General features: G+C 71.6%; 17 protein-coding genes. 9 read left to right on the top strand and 8 right to left on the bottom strand.

Translation table 11 applies throughout. From position 1 onward, the window contains the following. From AB0O93_RS00005 to AB0O93_RS00030, 6 genes are all read right to left on the bottom strand, one after another. Positions 1-408: serine hydrolase domain-containing protein (locus AB0O93_RS00005; RefSeq protein ID WP_363339303.1), on the bottom strand; the 408-nt coding region annotated here is incomplete at its 3' end. Continuing rightward, entirely contained in the window at positions 405-1,880 is a 1,476-nt protein-coding gene (locus tag AB0O93_RS00010) for a rhamnulokinase family protein (RefSeq protein WP_363339305.1), read from the bottom strand. The genes AB0O93_RS00010 and AB0O93_RS00005, both read right to left, overlap by 4 nt. Next, positions 1,877-3,913: a bifunctional aldolase/short-chain dehydrogenase gene (locus tag AB0O93_RS00015; RefSeq protein WP_363339307.1), complete on the bottom strand. Its 2,037-nt coding sequence runs from the start codon at positions 3,911-3,913 to the stop codon at positions 1,877-1,879. The genes AB0O93_RS00010 and AB0O93_RS00015 overlap by 4 nt, the downstream gene beginning before the upstream one ends. Beyond that, positions 3,910-4,770 (bottom strand): alpha/beta hydrolase fold domain-containing protein, encoded by an 861-nt coding sequence (locus tag AB0O93_RS00020; protein WP_363339309.1) that lies wholly within the window; start codon positions 4,768-4,770, stop codon positions 3,910-3,912. The genes AB0O93_RS00015 and AB0O93_RS00020 overlap by 4 nt, the downstream gene beginning before the upstream one ends. 4 nt (positions 4,771-4,774) lie before the next feature. After that, positions 4,775-5,941: an L-rhamnose isomerase gene (rhaI, locus tag AB0O93_RS00025; protein WP_363339312.1), complete on the bottom strand. Its 1,167-nt coding sequence runs from the start codon at positions 5,939-5,941 to the stop codon at positions 4,775-4,777. Next, positions 5,938-6,336, bottom strand: coding sequence for an L-rhamnose mutarotase (locus AB0O93_RS00030; RefSeq protein ID WP_363339314.1), 399 nt, complete (start codon positions 6,334-6,336; stop codon positions 5,938-5,940). Before AB0O93_RS00030 ends, rhaI begins: the two co-directional genes overlap by 4 nt. Positions 6,337-6,472: 136 nt before the next feature. On the opposite strand from AB0O93_RS00030, the gene AB0O93_RS00035 reads away from it, so the two are divergent. The 5 genes from AB0O93_RS00035 to AB0O93_RS00055 are packed head-to-tail and all read left to right on the top strand — an operon-like array spanning position 6,473 to position 11,284. Next, the gene (locus AB0O93_RS00035) at positions 6,473-7,519 is read left to right on the top strand and encodes a LacI family DNA-binding transcriptional regulator (RefSeq protein WP_363339316.1); all 1,047 of its coding nucleotides are present in this window, start codon (positions 6,473-6,475) and stop codon (positions 7,517-7,519) included. 48 nt (positions 7,520-7,567) lie between these two features. Further along, a complete protein-coding gene (locus AB0O93_RS00040) occupies positions 7,568-8,806 on the top strand; it encodes an amidohydrolase (RefSeq protein WP_363339318.1) in 1,239 nt (412 codons plus the stop codon). Beyond that, the gene (locus AB0O93_RS00045) at positions 8,803-9,141 is read left to right on the top strand and encodes a hypothetical protein (RefSeq protein ID WP_363339320.1); all 339 of its coding nucleotides are present in this window, start codon (positions 8,803-8,805) and stop codon (positions 9,139-9,141) included. The genes AB0O93_RS00040 and AB0O93_RS00045 overlap by 4 nt, the downstream gene beginning before the upstream one ends. Further along, complete coding sequence (locus AB0O93_RS00050; protein ID WP_363339322.1) at positions 9,138-10,037, top strand: aldo/keto reductase; 900 nt, start codon at positions 9,138-9,140, stop codon at positions 10,035-10,037. The genes AB0O93_RS00045 and AB0O93_RS00050 overlap by 4 nt, the downstream gene beginning before the upstream one ends. After that, entirely contained in the window at positions 10,034-11,284 is a 1,251-nt protein-coding gene (locus tag AB0O93_RS00055; protein ID WP_363339324.1) for an FAD-binding protein, read from the top strand. The genes AB0O93_RS00050 and AB0O93_RS00055 overlap by 4 nt, the downstream gene beginning before the upstream one ends. 20 nt (positions 11,285-11,304) lie before the next feature. Here AB0O93_RS00055 and AB0O93_RS00060 read toward each other — a convergent pair whose 3' ends face one another. Together AB0O93_RS00060 and AB0O93_RS00065 are read right to left on the bottom strand one after the other, a co-directional pair. Next, entirely contained in the window at positions 11,305-12,633 is a 1,329-nt protein-coding gene (locus AB0O93_RS00060; protein WP_363339326.1) for an MFS transporter, read from the bottom strand. After that, positions 12,630-13,106, bottom strand: coding sequence for a MarR family transcriptional regulator (locus tag AB0O93_RS00065; protein WP_363339328.1), 477 nt, complete (start codon positions 13,104-13,106; stop codon positions 12,630-12,632). Before AB0O93_RS00065 ends, AB0O93_RS00060 begins: the two co-directional genes overlap by 4 nt. A gap of 60 nt (positions 13,107-13,166) precedes the next feature. Between AB0O93_RS00065 and AB0O93_RS00070 the strand changes: the two genes are divergently transcribed. Genes AB0O93_RS00070 through AB0O93_RS00085 form a run of 4 tightly spaced genes read left to right on the top strand, consistent with a single transcriptional unit; the run spans position 13,167 to position 17,017 of the window. Further along, on the top strand, positions 13,167-14,033 hold the full coding sequence (locus tag AB0O93_RS00070; protein WP_363339330.1) for an alpha/beta hydrolase: 867 nt from the start codon (positions 13,167-13,169) through the stop codon (positions 14,031-14,033). 23 nt (positions 14,034-14,056) lie between these two features. Continuing rightward, complete coding sequence (locus tag AB0O93_RS00075) at positions 14,057-15,106, top strand: biotin/lipoate A/B protein ligase family protein (RefSeq protein WP_363339332.1); 1,050 nt, start codon at positions 14,057-14,059, stop codon at positions 15,104-15,106. Next, complete coding sequence (locus tag AB0O93_RS00080; protein WP_363339334.1) at positions 15,103-16,026, top strand: site-specific DNA-methyltransferase; 924 nt, start codon at positions 15,103-15,105, stop codon at positions 16,024-16,026. Before AB0O93_RS00075 ends, AB0O93_RS00080 begins: the two co-directional genes overlap by 4 nt. A gap of 4 nt (positions 16,027-16,030) precedes the next feature. Beyond that, a complete protein-coding gene (locus AB0O93_RS00085; RefSeq protein WP_363339336.1) occupies positions 16,031-17,017 on the top strand; it encodes an LLM class F420-dependent oxidoreductase in 987 nt (328 codons plus the stop codon). Positions 17,018-17,040 lie beyond the last annotated feature (23 nt).

Consider the following 17,040-nt stretch of genomic DNA (forward strand, 5'->3'; position numbering starts at 1 on the left):
GTAGGCCGACACGGCGATCCAGATCCACAGCGTGACCCGTCGAGGCGCGCGTGCACCCAGGCGCACTGCGAAGACGATGATGGCGAGAAGAGCGAAGGCGAGGTGGCGGAGCCGCACGACATCGTCGCGATCGGCGCCGACCTCCGGCACCGCCTCGCGCAGCGGCGTGTCGGGGGTGAAAAGGCCCCGCTCGATGTCGCGGGCCGCCGTCAGCCCGACGAGCGGCTTGGTGATCGAGAAGAGGCGGTAGTGGTCGTCGACGCGCGCAGGTCGGCCGTCCGTCGCGCCGAACGCGTCGAGGGCGACGGTCCCGGCCGCCGTGGCGATCCCGAGCACCGCGGTCGGGAGGCGGCCGGCCTCCACGTGCCGTCGCGCCCAGTCGAATGCGGCGCCGTAGGTCGTGGTCATCGCGCGGCTCCCGTCCGGGGTGCGTAGTGCTCGAGGGGAACGGATGCCGCGACCCGGGCGCGCAGCTCTTCCAGCGCCGCAGCGGGTCCGCACCAGCCGTGGGCGCGCGCCTGGACGAGCACGTTGCCGAGCGCGGTCGCCTCGACCGGGCCCGCGAGCACGGGGAGTCCGGTCCGGTCGGCCGTGGCCTGGCAGAGGAGGCGGTTGAGCGATCCGCCGCCGACGATGTGCACGACCTCGAGGGTCCGGCCGGTGAGCTCGCCCGCGGTGCGGACGGCGTCGGCGAAGGCCGCCGCGATACTCTCCACGATCGACCGCGTGAGCGCGGCGCGGTCGCGGGGAACGACGGAGCCGGTCTCGGCGAGCACCGCCGCGATGCGGTCCGGCATGTCGCCGGGGGCGCTCAGGCGCGGGTCGTTCGCATCGAACAGGGCAACCTCTCCGGTGACCGCGGCGGCGGCGGCCAGCAGCGACGGCAGATCGATCGACGCACCGTCCTGCTCCTCCCACGCGCGGATGCTCTCGCTCAAGAGCCACAGCCCGGTGACATTGTGGAGGAACCGGATGCGTCCGTCCACGCCGCCCTCGTTCGTGAAGCCCGCCTCGCGCGCGGCATCCGTCACGAGCGGGGCTGCGAGCTCGACCCCGACGAGCCCCCACGTGCCGCATGAGATGTACGCGGCGGTCGCGGCATCCGTCATCGGAACGGCGACGACGGCCGACGCGGTGTCGTGCGAGCCGACCGCGATGACGGGCGGCGTGGCGCCGAGGGCGTCTGCGAGGTCGCCCCGGACCGTTCCGACGACCTCGCCGGGATCGATCAACCCGGGGAGAACGGATGCCGGCAGCCCGAGCCGGTCGAGCAGGTCGAGGTCCCATTCCCCGGTGTCGACCCGGACGAGCCCGGTCGTCGAGGCGTTGGTGCGCTCGCCGACCCGGTGGCCGGTGAGGAGGAACGCGACGAGATCGGGGATGAGGAGGGCGGCATCGGCATCGCCGAACCCGTCCTCCACGGCGAACTGGTACACGGTGTTGAACGGCAGGAACTGCAGGCCGTTCCGGCGATACAGCTCCGCGAACGGCACGCGGGCGTGCACCCGCTCGACGCCGCGCGCCGTCCGCTCGTCGCGGTAGTGGAACGGCTCGGCGAGCGCCCGCGAGCCGGAGACGAGCCCGTAGTCGACGGCCCACGAGTCGATGCCGATGCTCGCGATCCCCGGCTCACGCCGGAACGCTTCGCGCAGGCCCTCCACGATGTGCCCGTACAGCGCGGAGAAGTCCCAGTGCAGACCGTCGGGCCCGGCGACGGGACCGTTGGGGAACCGCGCGACGCTCTCCAGCTCCAGGATGCCGTCGCCCACGCGCCCGATCATGACGCGGCCGCTCGTCGCCCCGAGGTCGACCGCGGCGACCGCGCGCGTCACGCCCGTCGCCGCGGTCCCGACGCGGGCGCCCGGCGCGGCATCCGTCATCGGAGGAAGGCCGCGGCGACGCCGGAGTCCACGGGGATGTGGAGGCCGGTGGTGCGGCTGAGTTCGGGGCCGGTGAGGACGTAGACCGCGTCGGCGACGTTCTCGGGGACGACCTCGCGCTTGAGGATCGTGCGGTTGGCGTAGAACTGGCCGAGGTCTTCTTCCTTGACCCCGTACGTGGCGGCACGGTTCGCGCCCCAGCCGGCGGCGAAGATGCCCGAGCCGCGGACGACGCCGTCGGGGTTGATGCCGTTCACTCGCACGCCGTGCTCGCCGAGCTCGACGGCGAGGAGGCGCACCTGGTGGGCCTGGTCGGCCTTCGTCGCCGAGTACGCGATGTTGTTCGGGCCGGCGAAGACGGAGTTCTTCGACGAGATGTAGATGACGTCGCCGCCCATCTTCTGTGCGATGAGGGCCTTCGCGGCGGCCTTGGCGACGAGGAACGACCCCTTCGCCATGACGTCGTGCTGCAGGTCCCAGTCCTTCTCGGTGGTCTCCAGCAGCGGCTTCGACAGCGACAGCCCGGCGTTGTTGACGACGAGGTCGATGCCGCCGAAGGCGAGGACGGTGGCGTCGATCGCGGCCTGGACGGTCTCGGGGTCGGCGACGTTCGCCGCGACGCCGATCGCGACGTCCGTTCCGCCGAGCTCCGCCGCCGCAGCCTGGGCCTTGGCGAGGTCGAGGTCGGCGATGACGACGCACGCGCCCTCCGCGGCCAGGCGCACCGCGATCGCCTTGCCGATACCGGACGCCGCACCCGTGACGAACGCGATCCGCCCCTGGTGGGTCTTCGGCTTCGGCATCCGCTGCAGTTTGGCTTCTTCGAGCGCCCAGTACTCGATGCGGAACTTCTCGGCATCCGAGATCGGGGAGTAGGTGGACACCGACTCGGCGCCGCGCATGACGTTGATCGCGTTGACGTAGAACTCCCCGGCCACCCGGGCGGTCTGCTTGTTCGCCCCGTAGCTGAACATCCCGACGCCCGGGACGAGCACGATCAGCGGGTCGGCGCCGCGGATGGCGGGGGAGTCGGTCGTCGCGTGCGCGTCGTAGTAGGCCTGATAGTCGGCACGGTAGGCCTCGTGCAGCTCGACGAGGCGCGCGATGGCGTCCTCGATCGACGCGTCCGCGGAGAGGTCGAGGAGCATCGGCTTGACCTTGGTGCGGAGGAAATGGTCGGGGCAGCTCGTCCCCAGCGCGGCCAGGGCGGGCGCCTTCTCGGACGCGAGGAAGTCCAGCACCACGTCCGCGTCGGTGAAGTGCCCGACCATCGGCTTGTCGGTCGAGGCGAGGCCCCGGATCGTGGGGGCGAGGGCGGCGGCCTTCGCCCGTCGCTCATCCTCGGGGAGCGGCTCGAACCCGGGCCGAACTCCTCCGAACGGGGCCGGGTCACCGTGGGTTTCCAGGTATTCGGCGGCGGTGGCGATGATCCAGGAGGAGTTGCGTTCGGCCTCCTCGGACGACTCACCCCACGCCGTGATGCCGTGTCCGCCGAGGATGCAGCCGATCGCCTGCGGGTTGGCGGCCTTGATCGCCGCGATGTCCAGGCCCAGCTGGAACCCCGGGCGTCGCCACGGCACCCACACGACCTTCTCGCCGAAGATCGTCGCCGTCAGGGCCTCCCCGTCGGCGGCGGTCGCGATCGCGATGCCGGAATCCGGATGCAGGTGGTCCACGTGCGCGGCATCCACGAGCCCGTGCATCGCGGTGTCGATCGACGGCGCCGCACCGCCTTTCCCGTGCAGGCAGTAGTCGAACGCGGCGACCATCTCGTCCTCGCGCTCGACGCCGGGGTAGACGTCGACGAGAGCGCGCATGCGATCCAGGCGCAGCACCGCGAGACCCTGCTCGGTGAGCGTGCCGAGGTCGCCCCCGGAGCCCTTCACCCACAGCAGCTCCACCGGCTCGCCCGTGACCGGGTCGACCTCGGTGCCCTTGGCGGAGGTGTTCCCGCCGGCGTAATTGGTGTTCTTCGGATCGGAGCCGAGCCGGTTGGACCGGGCGATCAGGTCGGCGACTGCGGGGTTCGTCATGGTGTCCTTCGGGTCTGGAGGGAGGTCAGGGCGTGGGTGATGCGGGAGAGGGAACGGGCGAAGGCCGGTTCGTCGGGGCGGTTCAGGTGCCCGTGGGTGGTGCCGGGTTCGACGACGATCTCCACGGGGCGTCCGGCCGCGGCAAGAGTGGCGGCGAAGACCTCGCCCGAGACCCGCAGCTCGTCGACGTCGCCGTTGATCATGAGGACGGGTGGGAAGCCCGCGAGGTCGGCGGCGGTGGCGAGCCCCGGCACGGCGGCGAGCGGCGCGTCGTCGACCGGGCCGCCGAGGTAGTTCTCGTACATCCCCCGGACCACGTCGGGTCCGAAGCGGTCGGCGTCCGGGTCGGCGTCGAGCGCGCGGCGGAGAGCGGCATCCGGCGCCGGCTGCACGGCGAGGAGCGTCGGATACGCCAGCACGAGCAGCGCGGGCGGCGCCACCTCTGCCCCCGGCATCCGCAGCACGGCGCCGGTGACGAGGTTCGCGCCGGCGCTCGCGCCGCCGAGCGCGAGCCGCGCGGGGTCGATCCCGAGGTCGGCGGCGTGCGCGAGCGTCCACGTCCATGCGGCGAGGACATCGTCGGATGCCGCGGGGAAGACGTCACCGCCGCGCGGGGCGACACCCTGTCCCGCCGCCCACTCGGGCGGCAGCGGCGCGAGCCGGTAGTCGACCGACACCACCGTGGTGCCCGCCGCCGCGAGGGCGCGGGCGACGGCATCCGCCTCGGGCATGTCGAGGTCGCCCGCGGCGAAGCCGCCGCCGTGCGCCCAGACGAGCCCCGTGCCGCTCGGCGCCGTCGCGGGATACACCCGGACGAGGCCGTCGGCGGCGGTGCGGGGGTCGGTTGAGGAGGTCACGGGGTCAGGCTCCCCAGCCGGCCTGCGTGCCGCCGACGCGCTCGGCCTCGATCTTCTGCTGGTAGCCGGATGCCGCGTAGGCGGCCATCGGGTCGGCCGGCAGTCCCCGCGACGCGCGCCACTCGGCCAGGGCCGGCCGGACGTCGGTGTAGAACGCATCCATGAACACCGCCTGCGCGCCGAGCACGTCGTTCGCCGACTGCGCGGCCTGCAGTGCGGGCTGATCGATCAGCAGGGCACGCGCGGTCATCTCCTGCACGTTCAGCACCGAGCGGATCTGTCCGGGGATCTTCGCCTCGATGTTGTGGCACTGGTCGAGCATGAACGCGACATCGGGGTTGTTGAGGCCCCCGCCGCGGATGACCTCGACAAGGATCCGGAAGAGCTGGAACGGGTCGGCGGCGCCCACGATGAGGTCGTCGTCGGCGTAGAAGCGCGAGTTGAAGTCGAACGAGCCGAGCTTCCCGAGGCGCAGCAGCTGCATCACGATGAACTCGATGTTCGTGCCGGGGGCGTGGTGTCCGGTGTCCAGGCACACCACGGCGCGGTCGCCGAGGGTGGCGACCTGCGCGTAGGAGGTCCCCCAGTCGGGAACGTCGGTGTGGTAAAACGACGGCTCGAAGAACTTGTACTCCAGCACGAGGCGCTGGTCGCCGGTGAGGCGGTCGTAGATGGTGCGGAGCGAGTCGTTCAGTCGGTCCTGGCGGGCGCGCATGTCGGTCTGGCCGGGGTAGTTCGACCCCTCGGCGAGCCAGATCTTGAGGTCGCGCGATCCGGTCGCGTCCATCACGTCGATGCACTCGAGGTGGTGGTCGATGGCCTTCCGACGGATGCGGTCGTCCTCGTGGGTGAGCGCGCCGAACTTGTAGTCCTCGTCCTGGAACGTGTTGGCGTTGATCGTCCCGAGCGCGACTCCGAGGTCTTCGGCGTGACGGCGGAGGGCGGCGATGTCGTCGACCCTGTCCCACGGGATGTGCAGGGCGACGCTCGGCGCGAGGCCCGTCACCCGGTTCACCTCGGCCGCATCCGCGATCTTCTCGAACGGGTCGCGGGGCGTCCCCTCGGTGGTCCACACGCGGAAGCGGGTGCCGGAATTCCCGAAGGCCCAGGAGGGCAGCTCGATGCCCTGCCCGGCGAGCTGGGACTGGATGTCGGCGGACAGGATGCTCACGATGCGTCTCTTTCGTCGTCGGATGCCGATCCCCCGGTCGAGGCGGCGAGTTGGTCTGCGAGGTGGAAGATCTCCGTCAGCGGTGTGGCCCCCTGGTCGGGGCGGCCGTCGAGGCCCACGAAGAAGGGGGCCATCTCGGCCTCCCACGCCGCGGCGATCGGGGAGGCGGCGAGGTAGGCCTGCGCCGCGGCGTCGTCGTCGGTCTCGTAGTAGCCGATGAGACGCCCGCCCGGCGCGAGGAAGAGCGAGTAGTTGCGCCGGCCGGCGGCGGCGATCTCGGCGAGCATCTCGGCGCGCACCGGGGTGTGCCGGGCGACGTATTCGTCGATCCGTGCGGGATCGATCCGCAGCTCGAAGCAGACGCGCGCGGGGGTGCGGGTCGGCGTGTTCGTCATCGAAGGCGCTCCTTGTCGGGGCGACGCGGTCCGACATTCGGCGCGGCGTCATGAATCGTTTCAACGATAGGCCCCGCGGCCGAGGAACGCAAGCGCCCTACACTTCTGACAACGTCACCTACGGAGAGGGACCCGCGTGGCCGTCGGAGTGAAGGACGTCGCAGCCGCGGCATCCGTGTCGGTGGGCACGGTCTCCAACGTGCTCAACAATCCCGACAAGGTCGCTCCTGCCACCGTCGAGCGCGTGCAGAAGGCGATCGCGGAGCTCGGTTTCGTGCGCAACGACGCCGCCCGGCAGCTGCGCGCCGGCCGCAGTCGCAGTATCGGCCTCGTCGTCCTCGACGTCGGCAACCCCTTCTTCGCCGACGTCGCCCGCGGTGCCGAGGCGCGGGCGGCCGAGGCGGGTCTCGCGGTCCTCTTCGGCAGCAGCGACGAGCGCGCCGACCGCGAGGGCGCCTACGTCGATCTCTTCCGCGAGCAGCGGGTCAACGGCGTGCTCGTGACACCCGCCACCGCCGACCTCACCGCCCTCACCCGGCTGCAGGATGCCGGCATCCCTGTGGTGCTCGTCGACCGGGAGGCCGATGACGACGCGCTCGCCTCGGTCGCTGTCGACGACGTCGAGGGCGGGTTCCTCGCCACGCGGCACCTGATCGACGCCGGACGACGCCGCATCACCTTCGTCGGGGGACCGCTGTCGACCCGCCAGGTGCACGATCGGCTCGAGGGGGCGCGTCGGGCGGTCGCAGAGCATCCGGATGTCGCCCTCGACGTGATGGAGATGCCCGCGCTCACGGTTCTGCAGGGACGGGAGGCGGGGAATCTGCTCCGCGCACGGGATGCCGCATCCCGGCCTGACGCGGTGTTCGCCGCGAACGACCTCCTCGCCGTGGGGGTGCTGCAGTCCTTCGCGCTCCTCGGCGAGATCCGCGTGCCCGAGGACATCGCCCTCATCGGCTACGACGACATCGACTTCGCCGCGGCCACCGTCGTGCCGCTCAGCTCCATCCGCCAACCGGCCCGCGAGATCGGGGCGAGCGCCGTCGACCTGCTCCTCGCCGAGATCGCGCGCGCGGGTGCGGGCGGCGAGCGCGGACCGGGCGGCGCCCCGGAACCGGATGCCGGCGCGCGCCGCATCCGCTTCCGTCCCGAGCTGATCGTCCGCGCCTCCACGGGCGGCTGACCCCCCGGCCACCGGCCGCGGACGGCCCCGCCGACCTAGGGTGGAGGGATGACTGAGTACCTCGCGATCACCGGTGGCCATGTCGTTCCCGCAAGCGCAGACCCGATCCCCGGCGGCACCGTCGTCATCGCCGACGGCGTCATCACGGCGGTCGGGGGTGCCGACACCGCCGTCCCCGAGGGTGCGCGGGTGGTGGACGCCGCCGGACGCTGGGTGCTCCCCGGCTTCGTCGAGGCGCACGGCCACCTCGGCGTCCACGAGGACGGCGAGGGCTGGTCCGGCGACGACACGAACGAGATGACCGATCCGAACGGCGCGCGGTTCCGGGCGCTGGACGGCATCGACATCGAGGAGGTCGGTTTCCGCGATGCCCTTCGGGGCGGCGTGACGACGGCCGTCATCAAGCCCGGTTCCGGCAACCCGATCGGCGGGCGCACCGTCGCGATCAAGACGTGGGGCGGGCGCACGGTCGACGAGCAGGTCCTCGCCCACGACGTGTCGGTGAAGTCCGCGCTCGGCGAGAACCCCAAGCGCGTCTACGGCGACAAGAAGCAGACGCCCTCGACCCGGCTCGGCGTCGCCGCCGTGCTCCGCGAGGCCTTCGTGAAGGCGCGCACCTACGCCGACAAGCGCGCCGCCGCGGCATTCGCCGGTGAGCCGTTCGAGCGCGACCTCACGAACGAGACCCTCGCCGCCGTGCTCGACGGCGATCTGGTCTGGGACCAGCACTGCCACCGCCACGACGACATCGCCACCGCGATCCGTCTCGCGGAGGAGTTCGATTACCGCCTCGTGGTGAACCACGGCACCGAGGGGCACAAGATCGCCGACGTGCTCGCCGAGAAGCAGATCCCGGTGATCTTCGGTCCGATGCTCACCTCGCGCTCGAAGGTCGAGCTGCGCGACCGCGCGATCGGCAACCTCGCCCTCATCGCCGAGGCCGGCGTCACCGTCGCGATCACCACGGACCACCCGGTCGTCCCGATCGATCAGCTGCGCCTGCAGGCGATCCTCGCCGTCCGCGAAGGGCTGCCGCCCGAGACCGCGCTGCGGGCCCTGACGGTGAACCCCGCCGCCATCCTCGGTCTCGAGGGTCGCGTGGGTGCGCTCGAGACCGGACGCGACGGCGACGTCGTGCTGTGGTCGGGCGACCCGCTGGCCCTGGACTCCCGCGTCGAGCAGGTCTTCATCGGCGGGCGCCCCATGGTCGAGCCCGCGGACGACCGGGGGCTGCCGCGCATCGTCGAGCGGTGGGAGCGGTTCGGCCGCTCCTCGTGGACGGCATGACCGACACCGGCGGCACCCCGCGTCCGACCCGGCGGGTGGAGCTGACGCTCCGGCGCCCCTGGTTCGCGCTGTACGCCGGCATCCGACCGACCCTCGTCATCGGCGGCCGCGGTCAGCCGACGCAGTGGGGCGTGGGCACATGGCAGCTCCCCGACGACGAGGATGCCCCGCTCGCGGTGTTCCTCTTCTCGCGGGGGTGGCGGTTCGGCGATGCCGACGCCGCGATCCCCGCGGGGGACCGCCGGGCGTGGGAGTACCGCGCGCCCGCGCTGCCGTTCGGCCGAGGGCGCCTGCGACCGACGGGCGGAACGCCCGAGAGAGAAGAGACACGATGACCCGCATCGCCACGACCGTCAGCCCGCTCACCCTCGGCACGTCGGGGCTCGGGCGGGACACGGTGCCCGGCAGCTCCGAAGAGGCCGCGGCGGTGGCCGACGCCGTCGCCCTGCTCCGCTCGGGGCACGGGTACGTCGACACGTCGAACAACTACTCCGACGGCCGTTCGGAGGCCGTGATCGGGCTCGCGTTGCGCGACGCGGATGCGGATGCCGCCGCCCGCGTCATCACGAAGGTCGACGTCGACCCCGTCACGGGCGCCTTCGACCGCGACCGCGTCCTGCGTTCGTTCGAGGAGAGCACCGCACGGCTCGGCGTCGATCGCCTGCCGCTGCTCCACCTGCACGACCCGTATGCGGTGAGCGTCGCCGAGGCGATGGCTCCGAACGGAGCCGTGGAGGGTCTGCGCGAACTGCGCGACGCCGGGGTCGTCGACGCGATCGGCATCGCCACCTACCCGGTGGATGAGATGCGCGAGTACGTCGCCACCGGCGTCTTCGACGCCGTCCTCAGCCACAACTGCTTCACCCTGCTCGACCAGAGTGCGACGCCGCTGTTCCGCGCCGCGCAGGAGCGCGGGGTGACGGTGTTCAACGCGGCCCCGTTCGCCAGCGGAATCCTGGTCAAGGGGGCGACGTCGACCTACACCTACCGGGAGCCGTCGCCGGAGATCCTCGCGCGACTCGCGCAGCTCGAGGAGCTGTGCCGAGCCCACGGGGTGGAGCTTCCCGCCGTGGCGCTGCACTTCTCCCTCCGTTCGCCCCTCGTCGATTCGACGGTGGTCGGCGTCAAGACCCGGGCACGCCTCACGGCCCTCGATCAGCTGGCTGCCGTGGAGATTCCCGGTGAGATCTGGCCGGAGCTCGACGCGCTCCACGGAAGCTGGGGAGCATGACGCGCAACTGGGCGGGGACCTACTCCTACACCGCGCCGCGGATCGAGACGCCGGAGACCGTCGACGCGCTCCGGGCGCTCGTCGCGGCCCCCGGGCGGGTGCGGGCGCTCGGGACCCGGCACTCCTTCACAGACCTCCCCGACACCGCCGGCACCCTCATCGACGTGACGGCGCTGCCCGCGGACGTCGCGCTCGATGAGGAGCAGCAGACCGTCACGGTGGCCGCCGGCATCCGTTACGGCGAGCTCGCCGCGTGGCTCGACGAGCGCGGCTGGGCGCTGTCGAATATGGGCTCGCTTCCGCACATCAACGTCGGCGGCGCCACCGCGACCGGGACGCACGGCTCGGGGGATGGGCAACGGATCCTCGCCGCGAACGTGCGGATGCTGCGCTACGTCGGCGCGGACGCCGAGGTGCACGAGGTCCGCCGCGGCGACGCCGACTTCGACGCGCTCGTCGTCGGACTCGGCGCCTACGGCATCGTCGTCGCGCTGACCCTCGACGTCGTCCCGTCCTTCCGGATGCGCCAGGACGTCTACACCGGCGTCACGTGGGACGCCGCGCTCGCGGACCTGCCCGCCGTGACCGGCGCGGGGTACAGCGTCTCGATCTTCTCGCGCTGGGACGATGAGACGATCGGTGACGTCTGGGTGAAGACCCGGCTCGACCGCGACGACGACCCGGTGCCCGAGGTGCTTCTGGACGGACGGCAGGATGCCGCGGCGGAACCCCTCGGGGGGCTCGCCGACGTCACCGAGCTCGGCGGTGTGCCGGGGCCGTGGATGCTGCGGCTGCCGCACTTCCGCCTCGACGGGACGCCGTCCTTCGGCGACGAGATCCAGTCGGAGTACTTCGTCGCGCGCCCCCACGCGGCCGCGGCGCTGCAGGCTCTCCGCCCGCTCGCGCCCCGCATCCAGCCGCTGCTGTTCATCACCGAGTTGCGCACCGTCGCCGCCGACGATCTGTGGCTGAGCCCGGCATCCGGTCAGGATGTGATGGCGATCCACTTCACCTGGGGCAACCACCCCCGCGCGGTGCGTGCGCTGCTGGTCGACATCGAGGCGGCGCTGGAGCCCTTCGCCGCGCGCCCGCACTGGGGCAAGCTGCACCTCATGGAGCGCGACGCGATCGGCCGGGCGCACCCGCGGCTCGCCGAGGCGCGGGCGGTGTTCGAGCGGCTCGACCCGGATGGTCGGTTCTCCAACGTCCACCTCGAGCGGGTCGGGGTGCGCGAGCGGCGCGGCTGACGTCGGCGGGCGCCGGGGCGTCAGCGTCGGGGCGTCGCGATCGGGCTCGTTGCGGCGACCTCCTCGGAGAAGTCCTCCGGCTGCGGGCGCACCACCGAGAGCGGGCGCGTCTCGTCGATCGTGAGACGGAACCGGCGCTGCTCGTGCCGGTGCAGACGCCCCGAGGCGAGCAGCCAGGTCGCGCCGATCGCGAAGGCGGTGAAGCCCGCGCCGGCACCGAGGAGGATCGCGGTGCGGGGGCCGAACTCCGACGCGACCCAACCCACGATCGGGGCGCCGATCGGGGTCCCGCCCATGAGGATCGCCACGTAGAGCGCGAGGACGCGGCCGCGGAGCGCCGGATCGGTCGTCGTCTGCACGTACCCGTTGGCGGTGGTGAGCATCGTCACGACCGCGAAGCCGGTGAACATGAGCGTCACGGCATACAGCCAGTAGGTGGGCATGAACGCCGACACCGTGGCGGCGATCGCGAAGAGGAGGACTCCCGCGATGACCACCCGGATGCGGGCGCGATCGCGTCGTGCCGCGAGCAGGGCCCCCGCGAGCGACCCGACGGCGAGGATCGAGCTGAGGAGGCCGTAGCCGTCGGCCTCCTGGCCGAACTCCAGTGCCATGGTCGAGGCGAAGATCGGGAAGTTCATGCCGAAGGCGCCGATGAGGAACACCATGCTGAAGGCGACGACGAGGTCCGGCCGCTTCGCGACGTAGCGGAAGCCGTCGGCGAGCCGCGCCCCCGACGGCGCCTTCACGCGCGGCACGAGGAGGTCGACGCGGATCAGCATGAGGGCGACGATCATCCCCACGAACGTCACCGCGTTGACGACGAACACCCAGCCACTGCCGACGGCGACGATCATGAGGCCCGCGACGGCCGGTCCGATCATGCGGGCGCTGTTGAAGGATGCCGCGTTGAGCGCGACCGCGTTCGAGGCGTTCTCGCGCGCCACGAGGTCGGAGACGAACGCCTGCCGCGCCGGATTGTCGAACGCGGCGATCACGCCGAGCGTGAGGGCGAAACCGTACATCAGCGGGAGCGTCATCACCCCGGCGAGAAGGAGCGCACCGATCGCGAGGCCGAGGAGCAGGAGCAGGGCCTGCGTGAGCATGAGGAGGCGTCGCCGGTCGAAGCGGTCGGCGACCCACCCGGTGACGCTGACGAGCAGCAGCTGCGGGGCGAACTGCAGACCCATCGTCACACCCATGGCGGCGGCGTCGTTGTTCGTGAGCTCCGTCAGGACCACCCAGCTGATCGCGGTGGCCTGCATCCACGCGCCGATGTTCGACACGAGCGCACCGATGAACCAGACGCGGTAGTTGAAGACGGAGAAGGACCGGAACATCGCGCTCATCGTGCGGCCATCCGTCCCATGATCTCGGCGGCGCGGGCGAGCGTCGCGCGCTCGTCCTCGGTGAGGTCGGCGAGGGCGGACTCGACCCATGCGTCGCGACGTCGAGCGGTCTCGTCGACGACCGCGCGTCCGGCATCCGTCAGCGAGATCACGACCTTCCGACCGTCGTTCTCGTCTGCGGAGCGGCCGATGTAGCCGGCATCCTGCAGGCAGTTCACGGTGCGGTTCATCGACGGCGCCGACACGCGCTCGCGGTCAGCGAGCTCGCCGAGGGTGTGATCGCCGTGGACCCAGAGGGCGGCGAGGACGCCGAACTGGCCGTCGCTCATCGAGTCGTCCGCGCGCTGCGTGCGCATGCGACGGGCGAGGCGGAACGTCGCGATGCGGAGTTCGGATGCCGGTGACGACAGCGGGGTCGTCGGATCGTCGGCGGAGGTCGTGGTGCCGGGGGAGGAGATGTCTGTGGAGCTCATGCGTTTCCTTAGCATAGCTCATTAGCCCTGCTAAAGAAACCGCGCACCTAGACTCTAGCCATGCCCGACAGCGACGCCGCGTCCTCCTTCACCGACGCCCGCGGGACCCGGATCTTCTACGACGTCTATCCCGCCGAGGGCACCGCACGTGCCGTCGTGCAGATCCTGCACGGCGTCGGCGAGCACGCCGGTCGCTATCGGGTGCTCGCCGAGACGCTCGCTGCGCACGGCTACACCGTCTACGCCGACGACCACCTCGGGCACGGTCGCACGGGCATCATGCAGCACGGCCACCCCGGCAAGCTCGGGCGGCTGGGGCCCGGCGGCATGCGTGCGGCACGCGACGCGGTCTACGCGCTGACCGAGCGCATCCGTCGCGAGCATCCCGACCTGCCGCTCATCCTCCTCGGGCACTCGTGGGGGTCGTTCCTCGCGCAGATGCTCGTCGACCGCCACGCGGCATCCTTCGACGCCCTCGTCCTGTCGGGCTCGGCGCTGCGCACACCGGGGAGCCTCAACGCCGGCGACCTCAACGCGCCGTGGAAGGCGGAGGGGGCGATGGGGACGGAGTGGCTGTCGTCGGATCACGCCGTCGGGCAGGCCTTCCTCGACGACCCGCTCACGACCTCCGAGCCTCTGCTGAAGCTCTTCGGCCCGCTCGAGGCCGCGCGGCTGTTCGGACGTCCGGCGCGGAACCTGCCGCGCGACCTCCCGACCCTGCTGATGGTCGGGCGCGACGACACGGTGGGCGGGCCGCGGAGCGTCCACCGGCTCGCCGAGGCCTACCGCACGCGCTCGGGGTTCACCGATGTGACCACCCTCGTCTACCCCGGAGCGCGGCACGAAATCTTCAACGAGGTCATGCAGGAGGAGGTCCGCGCCGATCTCGTCGCCTGGCTCGACCCGCGCTTCCCCGCCCGCGACTGACGTCGGGTCCTAGGCTGGCTGTCGTGCACGGCGAATACAAGGTCCCCGGTGGAAAGCTCGTGGTCGTCGACCTCGAGGAGCGTGACGGGCGCATCGACGCGTTCCACCTCGCGGGCGACTTCTTCCTCGAACCCGACTCCGCCCTCGACGACATCGACCGCGCGGTCACCGGGCTCCCGGTGGAGGCGGATGTCGCCACCATCGCCGCGGCCGTCCGCGCCGCGCTCCCCGAGGGCGCGCAGCTGCTGGGCTTCACCCCCGAGGCCATCGGCACGGCGGTGCGGCGCGCGCTCGTCACGGCGCCAGGCTGGGGCGATTTCGACTGGGAGATCGTGCATGACCGGCCCCTCTCGCCGCGCATGAACCTCGCCCTCGACGAGGTGCTGACCGCGCGCGTCGGCGAAGGGAAGCGGCGTCCGACGCTGCGCCTGTGGGAGTGGAACGAGTCGGCCGTGGTGATCGGGTCATTCCAGTCGCTTCGCAACGAGGTCGACCCCGAAGGAGCGGCCCGCCACGGGTACGACGTCGTGCGCCGGATCTCCGGCGGCGGCGCGATGATGATGGGCGCGAACTCGATCGTCACCTATTCGCTCTCGGTCCCGGCGTCCCTCGTCCAGGGGCTGACCTTCGCCGACTCCTACGCCTTCCTCGACGACTGGGCGCTGCAGGCCCTCCGCGCCCTCGGGGTCGAGGCGACCTACCAGCCGCTCAACGACATCGCCTCACCGCAGGGGAAGATCGGCGGCGCCGCGCAGAAGCGCCTCGCCAACGGCGGCGTGCTCCACCACGCGACCCTCAGCTACGACATGGACGGTCAGGTGATGATCGAGGTGCTGCGGATCGGCCGGGAGAAGCTCAGCGACAAGGGCACGACCTCCGCCGCCAAGCGCGTCGACCCGCTGAAGCGGCAGACCGGGCTCCCTCGCGACGCGATCATCGAGCAGCTGAAGGCGACCTTCACGTCCCTCTACAACGCCGAGGTCGGTCATATCACCGACGAGGAATATGCCGAGGCGGAGGCGCTCGTCGCCTCCAAGTTCGCCACCGACGCGTGGTTGCGTCGCGTGCCGTGACCTCCGTGTCGGCATCGCCGATCGCCGAGGACCGACCGCGCGGGCGCGTGACGATCCACCATGGCGACAACCTCGCCGTCGCGGCATCCTTTCCCGATGCCGCCTTCACCGTGGTGTACCTGGACCCGCCGTTCAACACCGGACGCCCGCAGACCAAGACCGTCGAGACGGCGCTGCATCGACCGGCATCCGTGCAGGGAGCGACGGATGCCGGAGCGGCGCCTGCGACGGGTGCCGTCCGGCGCGGCTTCCACGGGCGGGAGTACGAGCGACTGCGCGGAGATCTCCTCACCTACGACGACCGGTTCGACGACTACTGGGGCTTCCTCGAACCCCGCCTGGTCGAGGCGTGGCGGCTCCTCGCGGACGACGGCACGCTGTACCTGCACCTGGACTACCGCGAGGCGCACTACGCGAAGGTGCTCATGGACGCCCTCTTCGGTCGCGCGTCTTTCCTCAACGAGATCATCTGGGCCTACGACTACGGTGCGAAGACCCGCCGCCGCTGGCCCACCAAGCACGACACGATCCTCGTCTACGTCAAGGACCCGGCGCGCTACTGGTTCGACTCCGGCGCCGTCGACCGCGAGCCGTACATGGCCCCAGGCCTCGTCACGGCCGAGAAAGCCGCCCGCGGGAAGCTCCCCACCGACGTCTGGTGGCACACGATCGTCCCGACCACCGGACGCGAGAAGACCGGATACCCGACGCAGAAGCCGGAGGGGATCCTGCGGCGCATCGTCCAGGCATCCTCTCGTCCGGGAGACCGGGTGCTCGACCTCTTCGCCGGCAGCGGAACCACCGGCGCGGTGGCCGCGGCCCTCGGGCGCGACGCCGTCCTCGTCGACGCGAACCCCGAGGCGGTGGCCGTGATGCGCGAGCGGATCCCGGACGCCGAGGTGGCTCCGACCCTAGGCTGACCTCATGCGTTTCGGAATCTTCATCCCCCAGGGCTGGCGTCTCGACCTCGTCGGCATCGATCCCGCCGACCAGTGGTCGACGATGAACGAGATCGCGCAGCGCGCGGATGCCGCGGCGTGGGAATCGCTGTGGGTCTACGACCACTTCCACACCGTGCCGGTGCCGACCGAGGAAGCCACCCACGAGGCGTGGACGCTCATGGCCGCCTTCGCGGCGTCGACCGACCGCATCCGTCTCGGACAGATGTGCACCGCGATGGGATACCGGAACCCGGCCTACCTCGCCAAGGTCGCCGCCACGGTCGATCTGATCTCCGGCGGGCGCGCCGAGATGGGGATCGGCGGCGGATGGTACGAGCACGAGTGGCGCGCGTACGGCTACGGCTTCCCGGGGATCGGCGACCGGCTCGCGCGCCTGCGCGAAGGTGTCGACATCATGCACCAGGCCTGGACGACCGGCACGGCGACCCTCGACGGGAAGCACTACCAGGTCGACGGCGCGATCGTCCGGCCGACCCCGCTGCAGGAGGGCGGCATCCCGCTGTGGATCGCCGGAGGCGGCGAGAAGGTGACCCTGAAGATCGCCGCGCGCTACGCGTCGTACACGAACTTCGCCGGGTCGCTCGAGGAGTTCGACCACAAGAGCTCCGTGCTGCAGGGCCACTGCGACGCGATCGGGCGCGACATGGGCGAGATCACCCGCTCGTCGAACTTCAACACGATCGTGGGGGCGACCGAGGCCGAAGCCGCCGAGCGGCTGCGCGTCCTCGTCGAGCGGCTGCGCCCGCACGTCGGGGACGAGCGGGCCGCCGCGATCGCGGAGGACTACCGCTCGTCGCCCGGGTTCGGCACCCCCGAGCAGGTCGCCGAGCGTCTCGCCGAGCGCGGGGCCCACGGCCTCGGGTACGCCATCCACTACTTCCCCGAGGCCGCGTACGACCGGTCCGGCATCTCGCTCTTCGAGCGCGAGGTCCTCCCCGCCCTGGCCTGACCCGGCTAGCCGACGCGTGTGAA

Source organism: Microbacterium sp. NPDC077184 (assembly GCF_040687055.1).
Lineage (GTDB): Bacteria > Actinomycetota > Actinomycetes > Actinomycetales > Microbacteriaceae > Microbacterium.

What these genes read in the sequence shown, in the direction of transcription:
- AB0O93_RS00010 (WP_363339305.1), bottom strand. Translation starts at nt 1,880, where the DNA reads ATGACGGATGCCGCGCCGGGCGCCCGCGTCGGGACCGCGGCGACGGGC.
- AB0O93_RS00015 (WP_363339307.1), bottom strand. Translation starts at nt 3,913, where the DNA reads ATGACGAACCCCGCAGTCGCCGACCTGATCGCCCGGTCCAACCGGCTC.
- AB0O93_RS00030 (WP_363339314.1), bottom strand. Translation starts at nt 6,336, where the DNA reads ATGACGAACACGCCGACCCGCACCCCCGCGCGCGTCTGCTTCGAGCTG.
- AB0O93_RS00040 (WP_363339318.1), top strand. Translation starts at nt 7,568, where the DNA reads ATGACTGAGTACCTCGCGATCACCGGTGGCCATGTCGTTCCCGCAAGC.
- AB0O93_RS00045 (WP_363339320.1), top strand. Translation starts at nt 8,803, where the DNA reads ATGACCGACACCGGCGGCACCCCGCGTCCGACCCGGCGGGTGGAGCTG.
- AB0O93_RS00050 (WP_363339322.1), top strand. Translation starts at nt 9,138, where the DNA reads ATGACCCGCATCGCCACGACCGTCAGCCCGCTCACCCTCGGCACGTCG.
- AB0O93_RS00055 (WP_363339324.1), top strand. Translation starts at nt 10,034, where the DNA reads ATGACGCGCAACTGGGCGGGGACCTACTCCTACACCGCGCCGCGGATC.
- AB0O93_RS00060 (WP_363339326.1), bottom strand. Translation starts at nt 12,633, where the DNA reads ATGAGCGCGATGTTCCGGTCCTTCTCCGTCTTCAACTACCGCGTCTGG.
- AB0O93_RS00065 (WP_363339328.1), bottom strand. Translation starts at nt 13,106, where the DNA reads ATGAGCTCCACAGACATCTCCTCCCCCGGCACCACGACCTCCGCCGAC.
- AB0O93_RS00070 (WP_363339330.1), top strand. Translation starts at nt 13,167, where the DNA reads ATGCCCGACAGCGACGCCGCGTCCTCCTTCACCGACGCCCGCGGGACC.
- AB0O93_RS00085 (WP_363339336.1), top strand. Translation starts at nt 16,031, where the DNA reads ATGCGTTTCGGAATCTTCATCCCCCAGGGCTGGCGTCTCGACCTCGTC.